The sequence below is a fragment of the Aeromicrobium ginsengisoli genome, from assembly GCF_004134905.2.
Classification (GTDB): domain Bacteria; phylum Actinomycetota; class Actinomycetes; order Propionibacteriales; family Nocardioidaceae; genus Aeromicrobium; species Aeromicrobium ginsengisoli.
The window spans coordinates 909,800-935,320 of record NZ_SDPQ02000003.1 but is presented as its reverse complement, the minus strand read 5'-3'; the positions used below and the strand labels follow the sequence as shown (position 1 = coordinate 935,320).

Below are 25,521 nucleotides of genomic sequence, written 5' to 3'. Positions count from 1 at the left end.
CGGCTACCCCGTGATCCGCACGGTCGTCGTCGATCCCCAGATCGCGAAGCTCAGGAAGAAGTTGGCGACGACGACCGTGACGATCGACGAGCGGATCGCCTTGCCGACGGCCACGCCGACGCCGGCCGGACCGCCCGACGCGGTGTAGCCGTAGTAGCAGTGGATCAGGATGATCGCGATGGCCAGGACGAGCATCTTGCCGAACGACCAGAGGATGTCCACGGGTGGCAGGAACTGCCGGAAGTAGTGGTCGTACGTGCCGGCCGACTCGCCATAGATCATGACCGTGATCAGCCGTGGTGAGAGGTAGGAAGCCAGCAGCGCGACGGTGTAGAGGGGGATGACCGCGATGAATCCGGCGATCATGCGGGTCGTCACGAGGAACGGCAGCGACGGCACGCCCATGACCTCGAGCGCGTCGATCTCCTCGGAGATCCGCATCGCACCGAGCCGGGCGGTGTAGCCGCAGCCGACCGTGGCGGCCAGGGCGATCGAGGAGACCAGCGGCGCGACCTCGCGGGTGTTGAAGTAGGCCGAGATGAACGCCGTGAACTTCGCGACGCCGATCTGGCTCAGCGAGGCATAGCCCTGCAGGCCGACCTCGGTGCCGGCGAAGAACGCAAGGAACGCGATGACGCCGACCGTGCCGGCGATGACCGAGAGCGCGCCGACGCCGAAGACGACCTCGGCCAGGGTCTTGGCGACCTCCTTGCGATAGCTGGTCAGCACCTTGGGGACCCAGCTCAGCGCCCGGACGTAGAACAGCAGCTGGTCGCCCATCGTCTCCAGGCGGGTGCGCCCGGACGTGACGGCGGAGGTACGGATCTCGGTGAGAACGCTCATCACAGTCCTGCCTGGGGGACGAACTGGAAGTAGAGCGCCGTGATGATCGAGTTCAGCAGGAACAGCAGCATGAACGAGAGGATCACCGACTCGTTGACGGCGCGACCCACACCGGCCGGACCACCGCCGGCGCTGAGGCCCTTGTAGGACCCGACGATCGCGGCGAGGAAGCCGAACATCGCGGCCTTGATCATCGAGACGTAGATGTCCGGCAGCGTGGCGAGCGCCGTGAACGAGGCGAGGAACGCGCCGGCCGAACCGCCCTGCACGATGACCGTGAAGTAGTAGCCGCCCGCGATGCCGGCGGTGATGACGATGCCGTTCATGAGCACCGCGACGGTCACGGTCGCGAGGGCACGCGGCACCACGAGGCGGGCGATCGGGTCGATGCCGAGGGTCTCCATCGCATCGATCTCCTCGCGCATCTTGCGCGCTCCGAGGTCGGAGCAGATCGCCGAACCGGCGGCGCCCGCGATGATCAGTGCGGCGGCGATCGGTGCGGCCTCACGGACGGTGGCGAGCACCGCGGTGGCGCCGGCGAACGACTGCGCGCCGAGCTGGCCCGTGAGGTTGCCGACCTGCAGGGCGATCACCGCGCCGAACGGGATCGAGACAAGGATCGTCGGCATCAGGGTGACGCTCGCGACGAACCACGCCTGCTCGACGAACTCGCGGAGCTGGAAGCGCGTCGTGAACGTCAGCTTGATGACGTCCCACGCCATCGCAGCGATGTGTCCGGGGCCGCGGACCACGGATGCGACGCTCAGGCCCATGACTCCTCCTGTGGTCCGTCGGCTCCGGGGTGACGGGACCCGCTGTGGAGAACGCCTGTCGATGGTGCCGTGGCGACGTCAGTAGAGTAACGACCCGGTGTGATCTGCGTTACGTTTTCGTGGGTTCTGCTCGCCGCATGACGCCCGGCACGACGCCCGAAGAACGACGCCTCGCCGAGCTGCGTCCCCGACGCGTAACCCTTGCCGTCGACCGCGATGTTGGAGGCGCAGGCGCCTGCGGCATAGAGGCCGTCGACGACGCTGCGGTCGTCGCGGAGCACCCGGCCGTCCGGGTCCACGCGGAGTCCGCCGCACGTGAAACCGCTGTAGAACGCCTGGCCCGGCGTCAGGTCGTACGCGCCATAGGGCGGCTGGTCGAGCGGTGCGACGTAGTCCGCCGCCTTGTGGAACGCGGGGTCGTGGCCGTCTCGCGCGGCCGCGTTGTAGTCGTCGAGCGTCCGGGCCAACGAGCCCTCCGGGACTCCCAGGCCGACCTCCATCTCGGCGACGGTCTCCCAGCCGTCGACGAGGGGCTGCAGCCCGTACGCCGGCTCGGCCATGTGCGCCGAGTCGAGGATCAGCCAAGCCTTCTGCTCGGGCTGGTCGAACACGAACGCCGAGGTCCTGGAGTGATAGGAGTCCTCGGCGACGAATCGCTCACCCTGGTTGTTGACGCAGATGCCCTTGACCAGGTCGCCGGGTGGATAGAACGGAGCGGTCAGGAACGCGCCGTCCATGTGCTCGGTGGCGCCGCCGACCGACTCGCCCAGCCGGATGCCGAGACCGTCGTCGTACGTGTTGCCGAGCGCCATGCCGCGTGCCAGGAGCGCTTCGAGGGGCGGCGCGAACGCATGCACCATGTCGGGGTTCATGACGAAGCCGCCGGCCGCGACGACGACCGTGTCCGCATGGATGGCGCCGGTCTCGGTGAACCGCTTCCAGGTCACCCCGACCACGCGGTCGCCCTCGGTCACCAACGCCGTCGCGCCGGTCTCGAAGCGGACCTCGACACCGAGCTCGTCGAGCCGCTTGAGCGCGAGGTCGAGCACCAGCGCGCCGCCACCGGAGTCGCCGACGACAGGTGGCTGGTGCCCGCGCGGCGCCGGCCTGGCGATGTCGTGGAACGGCCACACCTTCTCGTTGCCGGTGAACATGACGCCCTGGGTGCCGGGCGCCATGACGCTCTTGTCGGCGTAGAACGAGCGCTCGAACTCAAAGCCCAGGGACTCGAGCCAACCGAAGTGCTCGACGCTGCCCTCGCTGTAGAGCCGGATCTTCTCCGGGTCGCAGTCGGGCGAGACGGCCTGGAGGTACTTCGCCATCTCCTCGGGGGTGTCCTCGTAGCCGGAGACCTGCTGCACCGCGGTGCCGCCGCCGAGGTAGAAGTGGCCACCAGCCATCGCGCTGGTGCACGACAGTCGCCCGCCCCTGTCGATGACGAGGACGCGCGCTCCTGCGCTGGCCGCCTCGATCGCCGCAGCCGTACCGGCCATGCCGGCACCGATGACGAGCACGTCGACCTCGTCCGACCACGACGTGATGCCGTCGGCGGGCAGGGCAGCCGGGATCTCGGTGTTCTGCGGCTTGTCGCTCACGAGTAGGTCACCCGGACCTTCTCGGACGCCGGCTCGCTCTGGCAGCCGAGACGGATGCCGTCAGCCAGGTCCTCGTCCTCGAGGATGTCGTTGGCACGCATCGTGACCTCGCCCTCCAGCAGCCGGATCGCGCATGCGGAGCACTCGCCCTCACGGCACGAGTAGGGCGCCTTGATGCCCTTGCTCTCGAGGTGCTCCAGCAGAGTCGTGCCGGGCTGCCAGTCGTCGAACTCGTAGTCGACGCCGTCGAGGTCGACCTGCAGGTGCGTCTGCCCGACGGACGACGGGGCGGGAGCGGGCGTCTCGTCCTCGTCCGCGCCGGGCTCGCGCTCGGCGCTGGTCTCGAACGGGTTGCCGCCCAGCGAGACGAACTTCTCCTGGTGGCGGCGCTCGCGGGGGAACTCGAGCTCCTTGAGCGCGGACACGGTGGCCGCCATGAACGGTCCCGGACCGCAGACGAACGCGTCACGGTCGACGTACTGGGCGGCGAACGCGCGGAGCTGGTCCTGCGACGGGAGTCCCTGCACCGACTCGAGCCAGTGCACGATGAGCAGGCGTTCGGGGTGCTCCGCGGCGAGCTCCTTGAGGGCTGCCCCGAAGATCACGGAGCGCTCGTCCCGGTTGGCGTAGAACAGCACGATGCGACCCGTCCCGCGGGCCAGGCACGTACGGATGATCGACATGACCGGCGTGATGCCGCTGCCGCCGGCGAACAGCAGCAGGTCGGCGTCGAGGTTCTTGGGAGTGAAGATGCCGCTCGGCGGGAGCACCCGGAGCCGGTCGCCGGGGCGCAGCTCGGAGCAGATCCACCCCGAGGCGTACCCGTCGGGGGTGCGCTTGACCGTGATGGTCAGTGGCCCGTCCTCGGCCGGCGTCGAGGAGAGGGAGTAGCTGCGCGCGACGAGGCCCGTGCGGTCGCTCGGCACGGCGACAGTGAGGAACTGACCCGGCGTGTAGCCGAAGTGCTCGCGGTGCTCGCCAGGATCGAGGACGACCGAGCGCGCCTCGCCGGTCTCCTCGATGACGTCGAGCACTTCCAGCTCGAACGAGTCGTCAGTCATCGGCCCTGCGGTCCCGGTCGAGCCCGGCCGGGTCGACCCCGGCGCCGACCGTGACCATGCCCTCGCTCACGGCGTACTCGATCGATGCCACCAGCTGCGGGCAGGCCGAGTGGACGGGCCGGCCGTCCTCCCGCTGGTCGAGGTCGGAGAACACCGCACACGTCTCGACCGCCTCGCGGGTCCACTGGATCGAGGTGTGGTGCTCGCTGTTCTTGCGCACCATGACCCGCGCCTGGCACTGCCGGCACGTCACGTCGGACAGGCTGCTGCGGGTGTAGAGCTCCCGGTCCTCCAGGGTCTCCCGGAGGGACGGGACGATGTACGCCATCAGGCGTCAGCCGTCTCGACGGCGCTGCCGGCCTCCGCGGCGGCACGATCCTCGGCCTCCTTGCGCGCGAGGTTCTCGGCCACCTCGGCCCGCCAGTTCTCGTTGGCCTTGGTCGTGTCGACCTCGAACTCGAACCGCTCGACCATCTCGGGCTCGATGTCGGCCTGGTCGACGTAGAACTGCTCGTACCAGCGGCGCAGCTGGTAGACCGGGCCGTCCTCCTCGCAGAGCAGGGGGTTCTGGACGGGCGCCTTGTTCTGCCAGATCGCGACGTCCTGCAGGAAGCCCTGCTCGAACGTCTCGGCGTACTTGTCGCCGATGTACTTCGCCGTGGCCTCGTCGACACCTTCGGGCTTCTCGACGCACAGGCCGTACTGCAGGTTGAACGAGTTGGGCCCCGTCGGGATGTGGCAGTTGATCAAGATGACCTTGGTCAGGAAGCCCTTGTAGTCGGTGTCGAGCCAGTTGATCATGTACGACGGCCCGAAGTAGGTCGCCTCGGACTTGAGCACCAGGTCCTCGTCGCCGTAGCCCTCGGCCTTCATGTCGGGCCGGCCGGTCGACTCCATGAACTGCGTGGCCTTGTCGCCCTCGAACACGTTGCGGAAGTTCGTCGGGAACGCGAAGTGGATGTAGAAGAAGTGCGCCATGTCGACGACGTTGTCGATGATCTCGCGGCAGTGCGCGTTGTCGACCTCGATGACGTTCCAGGTCCACGCGGTGTACGCGTCGGTGCCGACGCCCTCGAGGACGGGTGGGAGGCTCTCGTGGTCGGCCGCGCTGCCCTCGGGGTCGTGCCAGATCATCAGCATGCCGTTGCGGACGACGCTCTCGTAGCGCTGCGTACGGGCGCGCAGGGGGACACGCTTGGCGTAGGGGATGGCCTTGCACTTGCCGTCGCCGCCCCAGCGCCAGTCGTGGAACGGGCAGGCGATCTCGTCGCCCTTGACGGTGCCCTGCGTCAGGTCGCCGCCCATGTGCCGGCAGTAGCCGTCGAGGACGTGCAGCTCTCCCTCGGAGTCGCTCCACACGACGAGCTTGCCACCGAAGGCCTGCACGGAGTGCGGCTTGCCGTCGGTGAAGTCGCGCTCGAGGCCGAGGCAGTGCCAGCCACGAGCGAAGCGCTCCGGCACGGAGCCGGCGTCGAGTACGCGGGTCTCAGTCACGATTTGCCTCCGAAATCACAGGCCGCAGTGGACCAAAACGAGAACACGTTATAGTTTTACCACATGTACGTCGCCCTGACAGCCGACCAGCTTCGCCTTCGTGACGAGCTGAAGGGCTACTTCTCCGAGCTGGTCACCCCTGAGCGAAGGGCGGCGCTCGCGGCGTCCTCCGGCGAGTTCGGGGACGTCACGGTCTACAAGGACGTCATCCGCCAGCTCGGCACCGACGGCTGGCTCGGCATGGGCTGGCCCGAGGAGTGGGGCGGGCAGAACCGCTCGATGGTCGACGAGCTGATCTTCACCAACGTCGCGGCCGTCGCCGGCGTGCCGATCCCCTACCTGACGCTCAACACGGTCGGCCCGACGATCATGCGCTACGGCACGCAGGAGCAGAAGGAGTACTTCCTGCCCCGGATCGTCCAGGGCGAGCTGCACTTCTCGATCGGCTACTCCGAGCCCGGCTCCGGCACCGACCTGGCGTCGCTCCGCACGCGCGCCGAGCTCGACGAGTCGACCGGCGAGTGGGTCATCAACGGCCAGAAGATGTGGACCTCGCTGATCCAGTACGCCGACTGGATCTGGATGGCCTGCCGCACCGACCCCGACCTGCCGCGCCACAAGGGCCTGTCGATGATCCTGGTCCCGGCAGACGCCAAGGGGTTCTCCTACACCCCGGTCCACACGATCGCCGGCGTCGGCACGAGCGCGACCTACTACGACGACGTACGCGTGCCGGCCGACAACCTCATCGGTGGTCGCGGCGGCGGCTGGGCACTCATCACCAACCAGCTCAACCGGGAGCGCGTCGCCCTCACCTCGTCGGCGCCGCTGGTGCACTCGATCGAGCTCGTCACCGACTGGGCGCAGCAGACCAAGGACGCCTACGGCGTACGCGTCATCGACCACGAGTGGGTGCAGATCCTGCTGGGCCGGGCGCAGGCGCGTACGGATGCCCTGACGCTGATGGGCTGGAAGCTCGCGACCGAGATCGACACCCTCTCGCCGGCGGACGCCTCGGCGATCAAGGTCTACGGCTCGGAGCTCGCGATCGAGGTCTATCGCGCCCTCAAGGAGGTCGTCGGCCCCGCCGCCGGCATCGCCGCCGACTCCCCCGGCGCCGTGCTCGCCGGACGGCTCGAGCGCTACTTCCGCTCATCGCTCGTGATGACGTTCGGTGGCGGTACCAACGAGATCCAGCGCGACATCATCGGCTACGTCGGACTCGGCCTCCCGGCCGCGCAGCGCTAGGACATCGCATGGACTTCACCTTCTCCCCCGAGGCCGACGACGCCGCCGCGCTGGCGGCGACGATCCTGGCCGACCACACCAAGCCCGAGCGGCTGGCCGAGGTCGAGGCCGCCGGCAACCGCTTCGACCCCGTGCTCTGGCGGGCGCTCGGCGACGCAGGGCTGCGCAGCCTCACGACCCCAGAGGCGTACGACGGGGCGGGACTCGGCTTCGTCGAGCTGTGCCGCGTGCTCGTCGAGGTTGGCCGGACGGTCGCCCCGGTGCCGCTGGCCACCGACGCCGCTGCACGTCTCTTCCTCAGCGAGCACGGCAGCGCCGAGCAGGAGCGGATCGGCTTCGACGCCGACGTGCTGAGCTGCGCGATCATCGAGGAGCACGACCATGCCCCGACGGCGCCGACGACCACGGCGATCGCCGACGGTGAGGCGTACGTGCTGACGGGCACCAAGTACCTCGTCCCCGCGGCCACCGTCGCGACCGCGTTCCTCGTCACCGCCTCGACGGCCGACGGCACTGCGGTGTTCCTCGTCAACGCCGGCACCAGAGGCCTCAGCGTGCAGGAACAGCACCTCAGCGACGGCGACGTCGCGGGACTCGTGGAGCTCGACGACGTTCGCGTGCCGGCCGACCGGCGCATCGACGGAGCGGCGCGCCTGGTCGACCTGCTCACCGTCGCATCCTGCGCCGTCCAGCTCGGCATCACCGAGGGTGCGGTCGCGCTGACGGCGGAGTACGCCAAGACCCGCCAGCAGTTCGACCGGCCCATCGCGACGTTCCAGGCGGTCTCGCAGCGTCTCGCCGACGGCTACATCGACACCAGGTTCCAGGCGCTCACGCTGTGGCAGGCGGCCTGGCGGCTCGCCGAGGGCCTGCCCGCCGAAGAGGCGATCGCCACGGCCAAGCTGTGGGCGGCGGACGCCGGTCACCGCATCGCGCACACGACCGTGCACGTCCACGGTGGCGTCGGCGTCGACCTCGACGGTGTGGCGCACCGCTACTTCACCGCGGCAACGCGCTACGAGCAGGAGTACGGCGGAGCGACGGAGCAGGCGCTGCGCCTCGGCCGGCTCCTCGCCGCCGGGCCCGCGTGACCATTCGGGACCTTCTCCTGGCCCGTGCCGACCAGGACACCCCGGCACTGCTGACCCGCGAACGTACGTGGACGTGGCGGGAGCTCGTCGCGGATGCGTCGGCGCGAGCTGCGGCGCTGGGTCGGCTGCTCGACCCGGAGCGCCCGCCGCACGTCGGTCTGCTGATGGACAACACCGCCGAGATGCTCCTCGGCCTCGCCGCTGCGGGTCTCGGCGGGCACGTCGCCGTCGGGATCAACAGCACCCGGCGCGGCGAGGCGATCGTCGCCGACCTCGCGCGGGCGGACGTGCAGGTCCTGCTGACGGATGCGACGCAGCGGCACCTCCTGGCAGGCCTCGACCTGCCCGGCATCCAGGTGATCGACACCGACAGTGCCGACTGGGCGGGTGCGGTAGGGGTCGTTGAGCGCGTCGAAGCGACGTCCGTCAGTTCGCTCCCCCAACGGCTACGCCCTTCTCGTTGGGGGGACCCCCAGAGCTCAATGACCGACAAGTCGCTCTTCATGCTGATCTTCACGTCAGGAACGAGTGGCCGACCCAAGGCGGTGCGCATCACGCACGAGAAGGTGACCCACCCCGGGGCGTACCTCAGCGAACGGTTCGGGCTGACTGCCGACGACGTGCACTACGTCGCGATGCCGCTGTTCCACTCCAACGCGGTGATGGCCGGGTGGGCGCCGGCGCTCGTCACCGGTGCCGCGGTCGCCCTGCGGGAGAAGTTTTCGTCGTCGGAGTTCCTGCCCGACGTACGCCGGTTCGGCGCCACCTACGCGTCGTACGTGGGGAAGCCCCTGACGTACGTGCTGGCCACTCCGGAGCGCCCCGACGACGCGGACAACCCCCTGCGGCTGGTGTTCGGCAACGAGGCCGGTGACCGCGACATCCGCGCGTTCGGCGAGCGGTTCGGCTGCGTGGTCGTCGACGGGTTCGGGTCGACCGAGAACGCCGTCATTGTCAGCCGGATCGAGGGCACGCCGGCCGGAGCGCTGGGCTGGCCGGGCGACGGCGTGGCGGTGCTCGACCCCGAGACCGGCGCCGAGTGCCCACGCGCCGAGCTCGCCCCCGACGGGCAGGTGCTCAACCTCGAGGAGTGCGTCGGCGAGCTCGTCAACACCACCGGCGCCGGCCAGTTCGCGGGCTACTACAACGACGACGAGGCGACCGCCGAGAGGATGCGCGGCGGCATGTACTGGTCGGGCGATCTCGCCTACCGCGACGCCGAGGGGTGGGTCTGGTTCGCCGGGCGTACGGCCGCCTGGCTCCGGGTCGACGGAGAGAACCTCGCGTGCGCCCCGATCGAGCGGATCCTGCTGCGGCACCCCGCGATCGACCAGGCGGCGGTCTACGCCGTGCCGGACGAGCGGTCAGGCGACCAGGTGGCGGCGGCACTGGTGCTGCGCGGTGAGCTGGGACCTTCGGGCTTCGAGGAGTTCCTCGACGAGCAGGCCGACCTGTCGCCGAAGGCGCGCCCTCGCTACGTACGCCTGGTCGACGACCTCCCGCGTACGGCGACGCACAAGGTGCTGCACCGCGACCTCACGGCTGCCGGCATCGCCGAAGCGACCTGGACCCGAGAAGAGCGCGGCACGACGTACGCCTAGGTGCTGGGCGGTGACCTGGTCGCCCATCCCTTCGACGGGCGGTGACCTGCTCGCCCATCGAACCCTCGGACAGGCGACCAACCCACCGCCCCAGCGGATGGCGGGCCTAGAGCGACGACAGGCGCTTGACGGTCTCTTCGTACTCGTTGATCAGATCGGCCATGACCTCAGCGACGGGACGGACCTCGTTCATCGAGCCGACGATCTGGCCCACCGGCATCGAGATGACGTCAGGATTGCCGGCGGAGTTCATGCGACTGTGCGCGTCGGCGACCAGCAAGTTCTGCAGCGGCATCGGCAGCGGCGACGGTGCCTTTTCCTCGTCCCATGCCTCCGTCCACTTGGTCTTGAGCAGACGGGCCGGCTTGCCGGTGTAGATGCGCGTACGCACGGTGTCGGCGCTCGATGCCCGCAGGAACGCCTCGGTCATGCCGGCGTTGGTGTTGAGGTTCTGGTACTCCTCGGTCGTGAGCCACACCGACCCGGTCCACACGCCCTGAGCGCCGAGTGCGAGCGACGCGGCGACCTGACGGCCGCGACCGATGCCGCCGGCACCGAGCACCGCGACGTCGGGTCCGACCGCGTCGACGATCTCCGGTGTCAGCACCATGCTGGCGATCTCACCGGTGTGCCCGCCGGCTTCGTAGCCCTGGGCGATGATGATGTCGACGCCGTTGGCCACGTGCGAGAGCGCGTGCTTCGCCGCTCCGGCCAGCGCTGCGACCTGCACGCCGGCCGCGTGCGCCTGGTCGATGACGTCCTTGGGCGGCGAGCCGAGCGCGTTGGCGATCAGCACGGGTCGGTGGTTGAGCGCCACGTCGACGTGCGACCGGGCCACGGAGTGCAGCCAACCCAGGACGCCGTCACGACCCTCGCCCTCGGGCAGCGGCGGCACGCCCAGCTGCTGCAGGGTGCGCTCGACGAAGCTGATGTGCTCGTCGGGGATCATCGCCTTGAGGTCGATGGCCTTGCCCTCGGTCGGCACCTTCATCGGCATCACGACGTCGACGCCGTACGGCTTGCCGTCCGTGTTGTCGTCGAGCCAGTCGAGGGTGCGGTCGAGCTCGTCAGCCTCGTTGAAACGCACGGCGCCGAGCACGCCCAGGCCACCGGCGCGCGAGACGGCCGCGGCGACGTGCTCGGACGGGGTGAAGGCGAAGATCGGGTACTGGATCCCAAAGCGGTCGCAGAGCTCAGTGCGCATCAGCGACAGCTCCCTGGTGCGCGGCCTCGGCGATGTCCTTGGCCGCCGGGTAGTTGGCCTTGCCCGTGGCGGTGCGCGGGATCTCCTCGACGTACGCGACGGAGCGGGGCAGCTTGTAGCCCGACAGCAGCGTGCGGAGGTGCGTCTGCAGGTCCTCCAGCGTGGGCGGCTCGTCGGAGCGCGACTGGATGACCGCCGAGACATGGTGGCCCCACTTCTCGTCGGGCAGGCCGACCACGAGCGCGTCATAGACGTCGGGGTGGCTCTTGAGCGCCATCTCGACCTCTTCGGGGTAGACCTTCTCGCCGCCGGTGTTGATGCAGTTGGAGCCACGGCCGAGCAGCGTCACCTTGTTGTCCTGCTCGATGCGGGCGTAGTCGCCCGGCACGGAGTAGCGGACGCCGTCGACCTCGAGGAACGTACGCGCCGACTTCTCCTCGTCGCGGTAGTAGCCGAGCGGCACGCTGCCGGAGCGAGCTAGCCGGCCGATCGCGCCGATGCTGGCCGGGTCGATCGGCTGGTTGTGGTCGTTGAGCACGACGGTCTCGGCGCCGAGCGCGACGACGGGGCCCTGGCCCTGGATGTTGTCGCTGTCCTGGAGGCCGGTGCCGGAGAATCCAGTCTCTGACGAGCCGATCGAGTCGGTGAAGAACGCGTTGGGGAACGCCTTCATCCAGACCTCCTTGACCGGCCGACTGAAGATCGCGGCGCTGCTGGCGATCGCGACGAGTGAGCTGCCGTCGTAGCTGCCGGCCCCGTACGCCTCGATGAGCGGTCGCGCCATGGCGTCACCGGTCATGAAGATCAGCTGCACCTTCTCCCGGTCGATGATGCGCCAGGTCTCGTCGGCGTTGAACGTCGGCTCGAGGATCGTGAGGTGGCCCGCGAACAGGTGCATCAACATCGCGGCCTGTGCGCCACCGTGCATCAGGGGGCTGAGCGGGAACGTCACCATCGGGTCGGTCGTCTTGGCGTTCTCGGACTGGGTGAGCTCCTCGATCCGCTCGCCGGTCATGAAGTCGATGCCGCCGCCCAACACGCGCCAGAAGTCTTCGTGGCGCCACATGACGCCCTTGGGGAAGCCCGTCGTGCCGCCGGTGTAGACGATGTAGAGGTCGTCGCCGCTGCGCGCCTCGAAGTCGCGATCGGCGCTCTGGCCGGCCAGCGCCTCGTCCCAGGTGATGCCGCCGAACGGCGTCAGGTCGGCATCGCTGTCGGGGTCCGTCGGGTCGGGCATCGCCACGATCGTCTTGACGGCGGGGTGCTGCGGCACCGTACGGGCGACCATGCCGGCGTACGGGCGCTCGTGCAGCAGGGCGACCATGTCGGAGTTCTCGATGAGGTAGCTGAGCTCGTTCTCGACGTAGCGGTAGTTCACGTTGATCGCGACCGCGCGGATCTTGAAGATCGCCAGCAGTGCCACGACGTGCTCGAGGCTGTTCTTGGCGTAGATCCCGACGTGGTCACCCTTGCCGATGCCCTGGGAGGAGAGGAAATGTGCGAGCTGGTTGGACTGCGCCTCCAGCTCGGCGTAGGTCAGCTTGCGAGGCCCGACCTGGAGGATCGGACGGTCGGGTACGGCGTCGACGGCGTGCTCGAACAAGTCGGCAATGTTCAGTGGCATGAGCCCAAGACTAGAACACGTTCTCGTTTTTGACTACGCTCTCCCTCATGTCCACCAACGCTGCCCACTGCCTCGTCGAGCTCGAAGGCAACACCCTCGTCGTCACGATGAACCGTCCGGAGGCGCGCAACGCCCTGTCCGGCGAGATGCTCCAGATCATGGGCGAGGCCTGGGACCGGACCAACTCCGATCCCGACGTCAAGGTCGTGATCCTGACCGGTGCTGGCGGCTACTTCTGCGCCGGCGCGGACCTCAAGTCGATGTCGTCCTCGTCGCCGTCGGACAAGTTCGAGTCCGGCGAGTTCGACCCCACGATCATCAAGCCGCTGCTCAAGGGCTTCCGGCTGACCAAGCCACTCATCGCCGCCGTCGAGGGCCCCGCGATCGCCGGCGGCACCGAGATCCTGCAGGCCACCGACATCCGCGTCGCCGGCGAGTCCGCGCGGTTCGGCGTGTCCGAGCCGAAGTGGGGGCTCTATCCCCTCGGCGGTTCAGCCGTACGCCTCCCGCGCCAGCTTCCGTACACCGTCGCGGCCGACCTGTTGTTGACCGGCCGGCACATCAAGGCGCCGGAGGCCAAGGAGATCGGGCTGATCGGGCACGTCGTCCCCGACGGCGAGGCGCTGGCCAAGGCGCACGAGATCGCCGACATGATCGCCGCGAACGGGCCACTCGCGGTGCAGGCCGTGCTCAAGACGATCCGCGACTCCGAGGGCAAGCACGAGGACGACTGCTGGAAGGCCGACGCCGAGGTCGGTGCCGCGGTGTTCGCGTCCGAGGACGCCAAGGAGGGCCCCCGCGCGTTCGCCGAGCGCCGAGCCCCCCAGTTCCAGGGTCGCTGAGCGCGCCGAGGTTTGGATCCTGATGCACCACGCCGAGCGTGGCCGTGGTGCACCAGGATCCACATCTCGGTCGGTCAGCCGACGGCCCTGTCGCCGGTCCAGAACTTGGCGCGCAGGGCCTTCTTGTCGGGCTTGCCGAGGGGGGTCAGCGGCAGCGAGTCCGCGACGATGACCTCTTTGGGCGCCTGCACGGCACCCTTGCGCTCCTTGACCAGCGCCTGGATCTCGGCCTTCAGGTCGGCAACCGACCGGCCATCACGCTTCGCGTCCTCGCGCAGCACGACAATCGCCGTGACGGCCTCGCCGAACTTCTCGTGCGGCGTGCCGATCACGCCGACCTGGGCGACTGCGGGGTGCTCGGCGACGACGTCCTCGACCTCGCGCGGGAAGACGTTGAAGCCACCGCTGACGATCATGTCCTTGATGCGGTCGACGATGTACCAGAACCCGTCCTCGTCCTCCCGCGCCACGTCGCCGGTGTGCAGCCAGCCGTCGTGGAACGCCTCGGCGGTCTCCTCGGGCTTGTTCCAGTAGCCGCCGGCCAGCACGGGTCCGGCGACGCAGATCTCGCCGGGCTGCCCCGGCTCGACGGGTTGGCCGTCCTCGCCGAGCAGCGCGGTGCGCAGGAACGCGCTGGGCCGCCCGCAGCTCGCGAGCCGCTCGGGCGTGTGGTCCGCCTTGGCGAGGTAGGAGATGACCATGGGGCACTCGGACTGGCCGAAGTACTGGGCGAAGATCTTGCCGAACCGGTCGATCGCCTCGGCCAGCCGCGTGGGGTTGATCGCCGCCGCGCCGTAGTAGACCGTCTCGAGGCTCGACAGGTCACGCGTGTGCGAGTCCGGGTGGTCCATCAGGGCGTACAACATGCTCGGCACGAGCATCGTCGCGGTGATCCGCTCCTCCTCGATCGTGCGCAGCACCGTCGCCGGGTCGAAGCCCGGCAGCACGACCAGCCGGCCACCCTTGGCGACCGTCGGGGCGAAGAACGCGGCACCGGCGTGCGACAGCGGCGTGCAGATGAGGAACGTCGGCGCCTCGGGCCACTCCCACTCGGCGAGCTGCACCTGGGTCATCGCGGCGATGCTCGAGGCCGTGCCGATGACGCCCTTGGGCTTGCCGGTCGTGCCGCCCGTGTAGGTGACGCCGACGACGTGGTCGGGCGGCAGGTCCTTGGCGACGAGCGGCTGGATGTCGTACGTCGCGGCCTTGGCAGCGAGGTCGTCGATCGTGATGACGGTCGTCAGCGACGGCACCTTTTCCTGCAGCGCCTCCGCCCGCTCGAGGAACGTCGGGATGTTGTCGACGATCAGCGCGGTCGCGCCGGCATCGTCGAGCACGTACGCGTGGTCGTCGAGCGAGCCGAGCGGGTGCAGCGCCGTACGCCGATAGCCCTGCGTCTGGCCGGCACCGATCAGGAACAGCACCTCCGGCCGGTTCGCGGCGAGCAGGCCCACCGCCGCACCCGTCCCGGCACCGAGGTCCTCGAGCGCGCGGACGTACCGGCTCATCTCGTCGGCCATCTCCTGGCCCGTGATGTTGCGGTCACCGAGCTGGAGGACCGAGGCCTCGCGGTGTCGTTTGAGCGAGTCGAGGAGCATCTGCCCCGAGTGCGGTCCGCGGTGGATGTCCCGATCGAGTGTCATCTAGCGTGCTCCCTTGCCCGGGCCCTTGACCCGCGGATCGTCCTTGAAGTTGATCGCGTCGCGCTCCGATGCGCCCACGGTGTTGATCGTGATGCCGCCGTCGACGTCGAGGATCGTGCCGGTGACGTACGACGAGGCGTCCGACGCGAGGAACAGCGCCGCGTCGGCGATGTCGGCGTGCGTGCCCCAGCGGCGCAGCGGGGTCGACGCCGTGATGGTCTCCTTGATGCCGGGCATCGTCGCGATCACGTTGTCCATGCCCCAGGTGTCCTCGATCGGGCCGGGGCTGATGCCGTTGACGCGTACGCCCGCGGGTCCCCACTCGATCGCGAGGCACTTGGTCAGCATGTTGACCGCGGCCTTGGACGCACAGACGTGGCTCTGGAACGCGAGCGGCTTGACCGCCTCCGGTGCCGTGATCGCGATCAGCGAGGCGCCAGGGGCGCGGAGGTGCTCGAAGCTCGCGCGGTAGAGGTTGAACGTGCCCATGAGGTCGATGTCGACGACGGACTGGAACGCCTTGGACGACATCCCGAGCGCCGGAGCATAGAAGTTGCCGGCCTGGCCGGCGACCACGATGTCGATGCCGCCGAACGTGTCGGCGGTCTCCTGCATCGTCTCGGCGATGCGGTCGTAGTCGCGAGCGTCGGCGGGAAGGCCGAGCGCCTCGCCACCGGCCTCGCGGATCTCCTTGGCCGCCGACGCGCAGCGCTCGACGTCGCGGCTCATCACCACGACCTTGGCGCCCTGCTCGGCGTAGCGCTTGGCGATCGCGAGGTTGAAGCCGCGCGTGCCACCGGCGACGTACGCGACCTTGCCCTCGAGGACGTTCTCTCCGAACACCGTCATGCCATCACCTTCCTGAGAAACCAACGATATGAAGGCGATGGCATGACAGCCCCTTTGTTCGCTCGCTGGCGCTCGCTCATGCCTGATCCCCCTTCGTGAACGACGCCATCGCACGTTCGGGCTCCCAATAGGCCTTCATCGAGGCCACTCGTCCGTCGTCGTTGACGGCGTAGACCATGATCAGGTCGGTCGTGCTGTAGCTGCCGTCCGCGAACGTCGTCCTGATCCGGCCGATGTTGGCGCAGGTGTTGCCCTCGGGGTTCGCGAACGAGTCGTTGATCTCGAAGTCGAACCGGTCGACAGGCGCGATCGCGGCATTCCAGAACGCGCGGATGCCGTCATGGCCGTGGTGGCCCTTGCCCTCGGCGTCGAACATCGACGGACCGACCGGGTCCTCGATCACCGCGTCCTCGGCATAGACCGTGAGCCACTCGTCGAGGTCACCCTTGGCGACGGCGGAGTAGGAGCGTTGCGAGGCGGCGCGGGCCGGATGCGGGTCGTTGGGCGCGTTCCAGGTGATGGCGTCGGACGAGATCATGTCGCGATTGTAGAACACGTTCTACTTTTGAGGTAGATCTCCCCTTGCCGCCAAAACTAGAACATGTTTCACTTTGTCGCATGACTGACGTCGGGACCCTGCACGCACCCATGAAGGTCGAGTTCGACTACACCCGGTCGCTCGGCCCCACCCTCTCGGAGTTCATGACCGGCCTCAAGCGGCGCCAGATCCTCGGCGGGAAGCTCGCCGACGGGACCGTCGCCGTGCCTCCGCCGGAGTTCGACCCCCAGACGTACGACCCGATCACCGAGCTGGTGCCGGTCGGCAGCGAGGGCGTCGTGCAGAGCTGGGTCTGGGTGCCGGAACCCGTGCCCGGGCAGCCGCTCGACAAGCCGTTCGCGTTCGCCCAGATCGTCCTCGACGGCACCGACCGGCCGCTGCTGCACGCGGTCGCGGTTGAGGCGCCGGATCAGATCGCGACCGGCCAACGTGTACGCGCGGTGTGGGCCGAGGAGACCGTCGGAGCGATCACGGACATCCGCTGGTTCGAGCCCGAGGGCGACGGCCCTGCGACAGTCCCCGGACCCGAGGGCGAGGCCGTCAACGGCATCATCGCCCCGGTCAATCTCTCGTACGACTACGCCGCCTCGCCGGAGGAGTCGAAGTTCTTCCGCGGCCTGGCCGACGGCAAGCTCATCGGCCAGCGCTGCCCCGTGTGCGAGAAGGTCTACGTCCCGCCGCGTGGTGCCTGCCCCGTCGACGGTGTGCCGACCACCGACGAGGTCGAGGTCGCCGACCGCGGCACTGTCACCACGTTCTGCATCGTCAACGTGCCGTTCACCGGCCAGCAGATCCCGATTCCGTACGTGTCGGCCTACGTCCTCCTCGACGGCGCCGACATCGCGTTCCTGCACCTGATCCTCGGCATCGACGCCGCGGACGTGCGCATGGGCCTGCGGGTCAAGGCGGTGTGGAAGCCACGCGACGAATGGGGCACGACGATCGCCAACATCAGCCACTTCGAGCCGACGGGTGAACCGGACGCCGACTTCGAGACATACAAGGTGCACCTGTGAGAGAGCGTCAGCGAACGAACCACGAGGCAGGGTTCCTGCCGACTCATCCGTACCGTGCCCTTTCCACGGAGGTGTCGGCAGGATGAGAGACGTAGCGATCGTTGGGTTCGCCCAGCGCCAGATGAAGGAGTTCGACGGCTCCCCCACGTGCGTGGAGCTGCTCGTCCCGATCTTCGCCGAACTGTTCGAGCAGACCGGTTGGACCAAGTCCGACATCGACTTCTGGTGCTCCGGGTCGAGCGACTACCTCGCCGGGCGGGCGTTCTCGTTCGTCTCGGCGGTCGACGCGATCGGTGCGCTGCCGCCGGTCATGGAGTCGCACGTAGAGATGGACGCTGCCTGGGCGCTGTATGAAGCCTGGGTCAAGATCCAGACCGGGCTCGTCGACACCGCGCTGGTCTACGGCTTCGGCAAGTCGAGCGCCGGCCAGCTCCGTCGCGTCATGTCGCTGCAGATGGATCCCTATACGGTCACCCCGCTGTGGGCTGATGCCGTGTCGGTGGCGGGGTTGCAAGCCCGCGCCGGCCTGGAGGGCGGCGCCTGGGACGAGGAGCAGATGGCGGCCGTCGTCGCCCGCTCGATGAGCGACGCCACGGGCAACGAGCACGCGATCCGGTCGAGGACGACCACTGTCGAGGACGTCCTGGCGCAGCCGATGTATGCCGATCCGCTGCGCCGGTGGGACTGTGCCCCGGTCTCTGACGGCGCCGCGGCGATCGTCATCTCGGCTGCCGACACCCCGGCATTCGACCGGTTCCCCGGACAGTCGGCGTGGATCACCGGGTTCGAGCACCGCATCGAGCCCGGCGCCCTCAACAGCCGCGACCTCACGGTCTCGACGAGCACCGCTGCCGCTGGCGCCGCCGCTGGTGTCGACGGGGTCGACCTGGCCGAATTGCACGCTCCGTTCTCCCACCAGGAGCTGATCCTCGGCTCGGCCCTCGGCCTGGGCGACGACGTACGGATCAACCCGTCGGGCGGGGCGCTCACCGCCAACCCGATGTTCACCGCAGGACTCAACCGGATCGGCGAAGCCGCCCGACAGGTGTGGTCAGGCGGCTCCCAGCGCGCTCTCGCCCACGCCACCTCAGGCCCCGCCCTGCAACAGAATCTCGTGATGACGATGGAGGCCCGTTCATGACGACTCTCGCTGCCGTGGTCGGCGTAGGCCAGACCCACCACCGGGCCAAGCGCGGAGACGTGTCGATGGCCGGTCTCCTGCGGGAGGCCGTCGACCGCGCGCTGGCCGATGCCGAGCTGACGTTCGACGACATCGACGCGATCGTCATCGGCAAGGCGCCTGACCTCTTCGAGGGCGTCATGATGCCCGAGCTCTATCTCGCCGAGGCGCTGGGGGCACCGGGCAAGCCGTTGCTGCGGGTGCACACCGCCGGTTCGGTCGGCGGCTCGACCGCGATCGTCGCGGCCTCCCTCGTCGAGGCGGGCATCCATGAGCGCGTGCTCACGGTCGCCTTCGAGAAGCAGTCGGAGTCCAACGCGATGTGGGCGCTGTCGATCCCGGTGCCGTTCATCATGCCGGTGCACGCGGGCGCCGGCGGCTACTTCGCGCCCCACGTCCGGTCGTACATCCGGCGTTCCGGTGCACCGACCCACATCGGCGCGATCGTCGCCGCGAAGGACCGGCAGAACGCACTCAAGAACCCGTTCGCCCACCTGCAGAACCCCGACACGACGTTCGAGTCGGTGATGGCGTCACAGATGCTGTGGGACCCGATCCGCTACGACGAGACGTGCCCGTCATCCGACGGTGCCTGCGCCCTCGTGATCGCGTCGGAGGACGCTGTCCAGCGCTCCGGCATCAAGAATCCGGCGTGGATCCACGGCACCCAGATGCGCAGCGAGCCCACGACAGCGGCCGAGCGCGACCAGGTCAACCCGCACGCCGGCCGCGAGGCAGCTGCCGCGCTCTGGAAGCAGGCCGGCATCACGTCGCCGATCGACGAGATCGACTGCGCCGAGATCTACGTGCCGTTCTCGTGGTTCGAGCCCATGTGGCTCGAGAACCTCGGGTTCGCCGAGCAGGGTGGCGGCTGGAAGCTCACCGAGGCCGGCGAGACCGCGATCGGCGGCCGCATCCCCGTCAACATGAGCGGCGGCGTCCTGTCGTCCAACCCGATCGGCGCCAGCGGCATGCTGCGCTTCGGCGAGGCGGCGCTGCAGGTCATGGGCGAGGCCGGCGAGCACCAGGTCGACGGCGCCCGCAAGGCCCTGGGCCACGCGTACGGCGGCGGCTCCCAGTTCTTCGCGATGTGGGTCGTCGGAGCCGACAAGCCGACTCACTGAGTCGGTGGTCGACCACCTCGCCGGTCGAGTGGTGAGGCCGCCTACTCGACCGGCGAGGCGCCGGGGTCGGTCAGACGTACTGGACCGGGAGCTCCTTGATGCCGTTGATCCAGCCGTGGCGGAGGCGCTTGGCCTCGCCGAGCTGCTTGATGTCGGGGAGCCGGTCGGCGAGCGTGTTGAACATGATCTCGACCTCCAGCCGGGCCAGGTTGGCGCCGATGCAGTAGTGCGCGCCGTGTCCGCCGAACGACAGGTGCGGGTTGGGGCTGCGGGTGATGTCGAACGTGTTGGGGTCGGTGAAGACCTCTTCGTCGTGGTTGGCGCTGGCGTAGTAGAGGCCCACACGCTCGCCCTTCTTGACCTCGACATCGCCGACCATGACGTCGTTGATCGCGGTGCGCTGGAACGTCGTCACCGGGGTCGCCCAGCGGATGACCTCGTCGACCATCGTGGAGGGGCGCTCGGATTTCCACAGCTCCCACTGGTCGGGGTGCTGGAAGAACGCGTTCATGCCGTGCGTGATCGCATTGCGGGTGGTCTCGTTGCCGGCGACCGCCAGCATGATGACGAAGTAGCCGAACTCGTCCTCGCCGAGCTGGCCGTGTCCGTCGACGTCGGCGGTGATGAGCTTGGTGATGATGTCGTCCTGAGGGTTCTTGCGGCGCTCCTCCGCGAGGCCCATGGCGTAGACCAGGATCTCGGCAGCAGCCTCGTCCGGGTTGCCCTCGAAGTCGGGATCGTCGAACGACATCATCGTGTTGGACCAGTCGAAGAGCTTGCCGCGATCCTCCTGCGGCACGCCCATGAGGTCGGCGATCGCCTGCAGCGGCAGCTCCGACGCGACCTCGTTGACGAAGTCACCCGAGCCCTTGGCGATGGCCTCGTCAACGATGTTGTTGGCGCGCTGGACGAGCACGTCGTGCTGCGCGTTGATCGAGCGGGGCGTGAAGCCACGACTGATGATCTGGCGGATCTTGGTGTGGTCCGGCGGATCCTGGTTGATCAGCATGATGCCCTGCAGCTCGACCTGCTCGCGGGTCATGTCGGGCGCGAACCGGATGATCGCGCCGTTCTCCTGGCTGGAGAAGTCCTTGCTGTTCTTGGAGACGGCGGCGACATCGGCGTGCTTGCTGATCGCCCAGAAACCTTCGCCGTTGAAGCCGGCGCGGGACTCGGGCGACTGCTCGACCCACCACACCGGGGCCGTGCGCCGCAGCTCCGCGAACTGGTCGAGCGGCACACCCGTCTGACAGAGGTCAGGGTCGGTGGGGTCGAAACCGGCGGGAATGGCGGGGGCAGCGGGCGACGCGGTCACATGGGCTCCTAGATTTCTATAACACGTTCTAGTTCATCCTGACACGAGTTGCGGCGATTCGGAAGGCTTGTGCAAGACGAGAACGTGTTCTAGTTTTACCCCATGGGTACCCCCGTGATCGTCGATGCTGTCCGCACGCCCTTGGGCAAGAAGAATGGCGTGCTCGCCGGCCTCCACCCCGCCGTGCTGCTGGGCATGACGCAGTCCGAGGTCATCTCGCGCGCCGGCATCGAGGCCGATCTCGTCGAGCAGGTCATCGGCGGCTGCGTGACGCAGGCCGGCGAGCAGTCCAACAACATGGTGCGCCGCGCGTGGATGCACGCCGGCCTCCCGAATGCCACGGCGTCGACCGCGATCGACGCCCAGTGCTCGTCGGCGCAGCAGGCCACGCACCTCGTGCACGCCATGATCGGCGCCGGGCTCATCAAGGCCGGCATCGCCTGCGGCGTCGAGTCGATGTCGCGCATACCCCTTGGTGCCAATGTCCCCGCCGGCACGGGCTCCCCCCGCCCCGACGGCTGGTCGATCGACCTGCCCAACCAGTTCGAGGGCGCCGACCGCATCGTCCGCGATCGTGGCTTCTCCCGCGCCGAGGTCGACGCATTCGGGCTCTGGTCGCAGGAGAAGGCCGCGGCCGCACGCGATGAGGGACGGTTCGCCCGCGAGATCTTCGCGATCAAGGCGCCGGTGCTCGGTGAGGACGGCCAGGACACCGGCGACACGCAGCTCGTCGACACCGACCAGGGCATCCGCGAGACCTCCCTCGAACGCCTCGCCGGGCTCAAGCCCGTGCTGCCCGACGGTACGCACACCGCCGGAACCTCGTCCCAGATCTCTGACGGCGCCTCGGCACTGCTGCTCATGGACTCCGACCTCGCCGCGTCCCTCGGGCTCGAGCCCCGCGCCCGCATCGTGGCTTCGTGCCTGGTGGGCGCCGATCCGTACTACCACCTCGACGGTCCCGTGCAGGCGACCGAGAAGCTCCTCGCCGACACCGGTATGTCGATCGGTGACATCGACCTCTGCGAGGTCAACGAGGCGTTCGCCGGCGTCGTGATGTCGTGGGCCAAGGTGCATGCCGTGCCCGAGGACAAGATCAACGTCAACGGCGGCGCCATCGCGCTCGGCCACCCCGTCGGCTCGACCGGCACCCGCCTGCTGACCACGGCCCTGCACGAGCTCGAGCGCCGTGACGCGACCACCGCCCTGATCTCGATGTGCGCCGGGGGCGCGCAGGCGTCAGGCACCATCATCGAACGCATCTGACCCAGAAGGACTGCCATGACCGACAAGAAGACACTGCGCGACGAAGCCGACTACGTCGTCGTCGGGGCCGGCAGTGCGGGGGCCGCCGCCGCCTCACGACTCGCCGAGTCCGGTGCGTCGGTGATCCTGCTCGAGGCGGGCAAGAAGGACACCTCGATGCTGGTCACCAAGCCCGGCATGATCGGGCCGATGCACGCCGACCCCAACATCAAGAAGCGCGTCGACTGGGGCTACTACACGACGCCGCAGAAGCACATGAACAACCGCGTCATCCCGCAGACCCGCGGCAAGGTCGTCGGCGGATCGAGCTCGATCAACGGGCTGTTGTGGGTACGCGGCAACCGCGCCAACTACGACTCCTGGGCGGCCGAGGGCAACACCGGCTGGGACGCCGACTCGGTCAACGAGGTCTACAAGCGGGTCGAGGACTTCGAGGACGGTGCCAACGACTACCGCGGCGCAGGCGGCCCGATCAAGGTCACCCGGCACACCCAGCGGACCGAGGCCTCTGAGCAGTTCGAGCAGGCCACCGCGGACACCCTCGGCGTCAAGATCCTCAAGGACTACAACGCCGCCGAGCAGGAGGGAATCAGCCACTTCCAGCAGAGTGCGCTCGGCGGCAAGCGCTACTCGTCGTCGCGCGGCTACATCACCAACGGCGACGTCCCGACGCTCCAGGTGCAGCCCGAGGTCCTCGTCCGCAAGGTCGTGATCGAGAACGGCCGGGCGACCGGCGTCGAGGTCACCGACAAGGGTGGCGAGCGGCGGACGATCCGCGCCGGCAAGGAGGTCATCCTCTCGGCCGGCGTGTTCGGCTCGGCGCAGATCCTGATGCTGTCAGGCGTCGGCCCGGCCGCGCATCTCGCCGAGCACGGCATCGAGGTCAAGGCCGACCTTCCCGTGGGCGACAACCTGCACGACCACCTCTTCGTACCGACCACGTGGATCATGCCCAACGCCGTGCACCGCGGCAAGGCGTCCTACTTCGCCCGCGGACTCGCCAAGGAGCTCACGGTCGGCCACTCGTTCCTCGAGAACTCGGTCTTCGAGACCGTCGGCTTCGTCCGTACGTCATTGGCCACCGACGTGCCCGACCTGCAGATCCACGTGCTGCCCTGGGCGTACCCGTCGCCCAACCAGGACGCACCCGTACGTCACAAGGTCGACAAGCGGCGCGCGCTGACCGTGATGTCGACGCTCATCTATCCCCGCAGCCGCGGCACGTTGCGGCTCGCGTCCAGCGACCCGTCGGCGGCACCGCTGATCGACATGAACTACCTCGCGGAGCCCGGCGACCAGCAGGTCCTTGCCGAGGGCGTCGAGATGATCAGGGAGATCATGAAGTCGGCCGCCTTCGGCAACAACGTCACCGCCGAGCTGCACCCCGGCCCGGAGTACGACGCAGCCAACATGAAGGCCGAGGTCCTCAACCGGGCCACGACGGTCTATCACGGTGTCGGCACGTGCCGGATGGGCGTCGACGAGCGAGCTGTCGTCGGGCCGGACCTCCGCGTGCGCGGCATCGACGGCCTTCGGGTCGCCGACGCGTCGATCATGCCCTCGATCATCGGCGGCAACACGAACGCCCCGTCGATCATGATCGGCGACAAGTGCGCGGAGCTGGTGCTCCGATGACGCAACGACCTGCGAGCCTGACGCCGGAGTTCCTCGACGGCCTCGTCCAGCGCGTACCCGGCACCACCGGCAACACGTGGAAGCTGACGGAGGTCTACACCGGCGACCTGCTCGTCGAGCTGCCGCAGTCGTCGCCGGCCGACATCGAGCGGGCCTTCGACACCGCTCGCACGGCACAGCAGATCTGGGGCTCGTGGCCGCTGCGCAAGCGGCTCAAGGTCCTCAAGAAGTTCCATGCGCTCGTGCTCGACAACCAGTACCTCATCACCGACCTCATCCAGGCCGAGAGCGGCAAGAACCGGCGCATGGCGTTCGAGGAGTCCTGCGACGTGCCGATGGGCACGAGCCACTACATCAAGCGTGCGCCGTCGGTGCTCAAGGACCGCAAGCACGCTGGTCCGATCCCCGTGCTGTCGCACTCGACCGAGGTGCGGCGCCCCAAGGGCGTCGTCGCGATCATCGCGCCGTGGAACTTCCCGTTCGCGACCGGCATCTCCGACACGATCCCGGCGCTGATCGCGGGCAACGGCGTCGTGGTCAAGCCCGACAACAAGACCGCACTGTCGCCTCTGTTCGGCGTACGCCTCCTGGAGCAGGCCGGCATGCCCAAGGGCCTCGTGCAGGTCATCTGCGGCGAGGGACCCGACGTCGGCGGACCGATGCTGGCGAACGCCGACTACGTCATGTTCACCGGCTCCACGGCCACCGGCCGGATCATCGGCGAGCTCGCCGGCAAGCACCTCATCGGCGCGTGCCTCGAGCTCGGCGGCAAGAACCCCATGCTGGTGCTTGAGGACGCCAACGTCGACGAGGCCGTGCACGCGGCGCTGTTCGGCGGGTTCGGCAACTCCGGGCAGATCTGCATGCACATCGAGCGCCTGTACGTCCACGACTCGATCTACGACGAGTTCCGCGACAAGTTCGTCGCCGCCACCGAGGCGATGCAGATCGGTGCCACGTACGACTTCGGCCCCGACATCGGTTCGCTCGTCTCGGTCGATCACCGCGACCGCGTCGCCTCGCACGTCGACGACGCTCGCGCCAAGGGCGCCACGGTGCTGACCGGCGGCAAGGCGCGCCCCGACCTCGGCCCGGCGTTCTACGAGCCGACGATCCTCGAGGGCGTCACCAAGGACATGCTCGCCGGCTCGACCGAGACGTTCGGTCCGGTCGTCGGGCTCTACCGCTTCTCGACCGAGGACGAGGCGATCGCCCTCGCCAACGACACCGACTACGGCCTCAACGCCAGCGTCTGGAGCAAGGACGTCAAGCGCGGCCTCGCCGTCGCCCGGCGCATCGACTCGGGCAACGTCAACGTGAACGACATCCTGGCCACGGCGTACGCCTCGAAAGGTTCACCGTCCGGTGGCCTGAAGCAGTCGGGCGTCGGCGCCCGTCACGGCGACCAGGGCCTGCTCAAGTACACCGACGCACAGAACATCGCGCTGCTCAAGAAACAGGTCATGGAGCCGAAGGCCGGTCAGTCGTACGAGGCCTATGCGAAGCAGACCCAGTCGGGTCTGAGGTGGATGCGCAAGACCCGCCTGCGCTAGGCGGT

General features: G+C 68.7%; 22 protein-coding genes. 10 read left to right on the top strand and 12 right to left on the bottom strand.

From position 1 onward, the window contains the following. Nucleotides 1-3: 3 nt before the first annotated feature. The 6 genes from ESP70_RS17785 to ESP70_RS17760 are packed head-to-tail and all read right to left on the bottom strand — an operon-like array spanning nt 4 to nt 5,766. A complete protein-coding gene (locus ESP70_RS17785) occupies nt 4-843 on the bottom strand; it encodes an MlaE family ABC transporter permease (RefSeq protein ID WP_149690625.1) in 840 nt (279 codons plus the stop codon). Then, on the bottom strand, nt 843-1,616 hold the full coding sequence (locus ESP70_RS17780) for an MlaE family ABC transporter permease (protein ID WP_056210289.1): 774 nt from the start codon (nt 1,614-1,616) through the stop codon (nt 843-845). Before ESP70_RS17780 ends, ESP70_RS17785 begins: the two co-directional genes overlap by 1 nt. Beyond that, nucleotides 1,607-3,211: an FAD-binding protein gene (locus ESP70_RS17775; RefSeq protein ID WP_149690624.1), complete on the bottom strand. Its 1,605-nt coding sequence runs from the start codon at nt 3,209-3,211 to the stop codon at nt 1,607-1,609. Before ESP70_RS17775 ends, ESP70_RS17780 begins: the two co-directional genes overlap by 10 nt. Beyond that, the gene (locus ESP70_RS17770) at nt 3,208-4,272 is read right to left on the bottom strand and encodes a ferredoxin--NADP reductase (RefSeq protein WP_149690623.1); all 1,065 of its coding nucleotides are present in this window, start codon (nt 4,270-4,272) and stop codon (nt 3,208-3,210) included. The genes ESP70_RS17775 and ESP70_RS17770 overlap by 4 nt, the downstream gene beginning before the upstream one ends. Further along, the gene (locus ESP70_RS17765; protein ID WP_149690622.1) at nt 4,265-4,600 is read right to left on the bottom strand and encodes a hypothetical protein; all 336 of its coding nucleotides are present in this window, start codon (nt 4,598-4,600) and stop codon (nt 4,265-4,267) included. The genes ESP70_RS17770 and ESP70_RS17765 overlap by 8 nt, the downstream gene beginning before the upstream one ends. Beyond that, entirely contained in the window at nt 4,600-5,766 is a 1,167-nt protein-coding gene (locus tag ESP70_RS17760) for a 3-ketosteroid-9-alpha-monooxygenase, oxygenase component (RefSeq protein ID WP_149690621.1), read from the bottom strand. Before ESP70_RS17760 ends, ESP70_RS17765 begins: the two co-directional genes overlap by 1 nt. 63 nt (nt 5,767-5,829) lie before the next feature. On the opposite strand from ESP70_RS17760, the gene ESP70_RS17755 reads away from it, so the two are divergent. From ESP70_RS17755 to ESP70_RS17745, 3 genes are read left to right on the top strand one after another with little or no spacing between them, the layout of a single operon-like run. After that, nucleotides 5,830-7,014, top strand: coding sequence for an acyl-CoA dehydrogenase family protein (locus ESP70_RS17755; RefSeq protein WP_149690620.1), 1,185 nt, complete (start codon nt 5,830-5,832; stop codon nt 7,012-7,014). 8 nt (nt 7,015-7,022) lie between these two features. Continuing rightward, nucleotides 7,023-8,105 (top strand): acyl-CoA dehydrogenase family protein, encoded by a 1,083-nt coding sequence (locus ESP70_RS17750; RefSeq protein WP_149690619.1) that lies wholly within the window; start codon nt 7,023-7,025, stop codon nt 8,103-8,105. Continuing rightward, nucleotides 8,102-9,706, top strand: a complete 1,605-nt coding sequence (locus ESP70_RS17745; protein ID WP_149690618.1) for an AMP-binding protein — start codon at nt 8,102-8,104, stop codon at nt 9,704-9,706. The genes ESP70_RS17750 and ESP70_RS17745 overlap by 4 nt, the downstream gene beginning before the upstream one ends. A 106-nt stretch (nt 9,707-9,812) precedes the next feature. On the opposite strand, the gene ESP70_RS17740 is transcribed toward ESP70_RS17745, so the two are convergent. Together ESP70_RS17740 and ESP70_RS17735 are read right to left on the bottom strand one after the other, a co-directional pair. Next, nucleotides 9,813-10,910, bottom strand: coding sequence for an NAD(P)H-dependent flavin oxidoreductase (locus tag ESP70_RS17740; protein WP_149690617.1), 1,098 nt, complete (start codon nt 10,908-10,910; stop codon nt 9,813-9,815). Further along, nucleotides 10,900-12,534, bottom strand: a complete 1,635-nt coding sequence (locus ESP70_RS17735; protein ID WP_149690616.1) for an acyl-CoA synthetase — start codon at nt 12,532-12,534, stop codon at nt 10,900-10,902. Before ESP70_RS17735 ends, ESP70_RS17740 begins: the two co-directional genes overlap by 11 nt. Nucleotides 12,535-12,581: 47 nt before the next feature. Between ESP70_RS17735 and ESP70_RS17730 the strand changes: the two genes are divergently transcribed. Continuing rightward, on the top strand, nt 12,582-13,376 hold the full coding sequence (locus ESP70_RS17730; protein ID WP_149690615.1) for a crotonase/enoyl-CoA hydratase family protein: 795 nt from the start codon (nt 12,582-12,584) through the stop codon (nt 13,374-13,376). Nucleotides 13,377-13,450: 74 nt separating this feature from the next. Here the strand turns inward: ESP70_RS17730 and fadD8 are convergent, their stop codons facing one another. The 3 genes from fadD8 to ESP70_RS17715 all read right to left on the bottom strand — a co-directional run bounded on the left by fadD8 (nt 13,451) and on the right by ESP70_RS17715 (nt 16,406). Beyond that, nucleotides 13,451-15,019 (bottom strand): fatty-acid--CoA ligase FadD8, encoded by a 1,569-nt coding sequence (gene fadD8 / locus ESP70_RS17725; RefSeq protein ID WP_149690614.1) that lies wholly within the window; start codon nt 15,017-15,019, stop codon nt 13,451-13,453. Then, nucleotides 15,020-15,868: an SDR family oxidoreductase gene (locus ESP70_RS17720; RefSeq protein WP_149690613.1), complete on the bottom strand. Its 849-nt coding sequence runs from the start codon at nt 15,866-15,868 to the stop codon at nt 15,020-15,022. A gap of 76 nt (nt 15,869-15,944) precedes the next feature. Then, nucleotides 15,945-16,406: a nuclear transport factor 2 family protein gene (locus ESP70_RS17715; RefSeq protein ID WP_149690612.1), complete on the bottom strand. Its 462-nt coding sequence runs from the start codon at nt 16,404-16,406 to the stop codon at nt 15,945-15,947. Nucleotides 16,407-16,486: 80 nt separating this feature from the next. Between ESP70_RS17715 and ESP70_RS17710 the strand changes: the two genes are divergently transcribed. From ESP70_RS17710 to ESP70_RS17700, 3 genes are all read left to right on the top strand, one after another. Further along, nucleotides 16,487-17,443 (top strand): Zn-ribbon domain-containing OB-fold protein, encoded by a 957-nt coding sequence (locus tag ESP70_RS17710; protein ID WP_149690611.1) that lies wholly within the window; start codon nt 16,487-16,489, stop codon nt 17,441-17,443. A gap of 82 nt (nt 17,444-17,525) precedes the next feature. Then, nucleotides 17,526-18,584, top strand: a complete 1,059-nt coding sequence (locus ESP70_RS17705; RefSeq protein ID WP_149690610.1) for a thiolase domain-containing protein — start codon at nt 17,526-17,528, stop codon at nt 18,582-18,584. After that, nucleotides 18,581-19,747, top strand: coding sequence for a thiolase domain-containing protein (locus ESP70_RS17700; protein WP_149690609.1), 1,167 nt, complete (start codon nt 18,581-18,583; stop codon nt 19,745-19,747). Before ESP70_RS17705 ends, ESP70_RS17700 begins: the two co-directional genes overlap by 4 nt. A gap of 70 nt (nt 19,748-19,817) precedes the next feature. On the opposite strand, the gene ESP70_RS17695 is transcribed toward ESP70_RS17700, so the two are convergent. Further along, a complete protein-coding gene (locus ESP70_RS17695) occupies nt 19,818-21,062 on the bottom strand; it encodes a cytochrome P450 (RefSeq protein WP_149690608.1) in 1,245 nt (414 codons plus the stop codon). Nucleotides 21,063-21,164: 102 nt separating this feature from the next. Between ESP70_RS17695 and ESP70_RS17690 the strand changes: the two genes are divergently transcribed. The 3 genes from ESP70_RS17690 to ESP70_RS17680 are packed head-to-tail and all read left to right on the top strand — an operon-like array spanning nt 21,165 to nt 25,516. Continuing rightward, a complete protein-coding gene (locus ESP70_RS17690) occupies nt 21,165-22,328 on the top strand; it encodes a steroid 3-ketoacyl-CoA thiolase (protein ID WP_149690607.1) in 1,164 nt (387 codons plus the stop codon). Between the two features lie 15 nt (nt 22,329-22,343). Further along, a complete protein-coding gene (locus tag ESP70_RS17685) occupies nt 22,344-23,963 on the top strand; it encodes a GMC family oxidoreductase (protein WP_149690606.1) in 1,620 nt (539 codons plus the stop codon). Next, on the top strand, nt 23,960-25,516 hold the full coding sequence (locus tag ESP70_RS17680) for a succinic semialdehyde dehydrogenase (protein WP_149690605.1): 1,557 nt from the start codon (nt 23,960-23,962) through the stop codon (nt 25,514-25,516). The genes ESP70_RS17685 and ESP70_RS17680 overlap by 4 nt, the downstream gene beginning before the upstream one ends. The last annotated feature ends 5 nt before the right edge of the window (nt 25,517-25,521 follow it).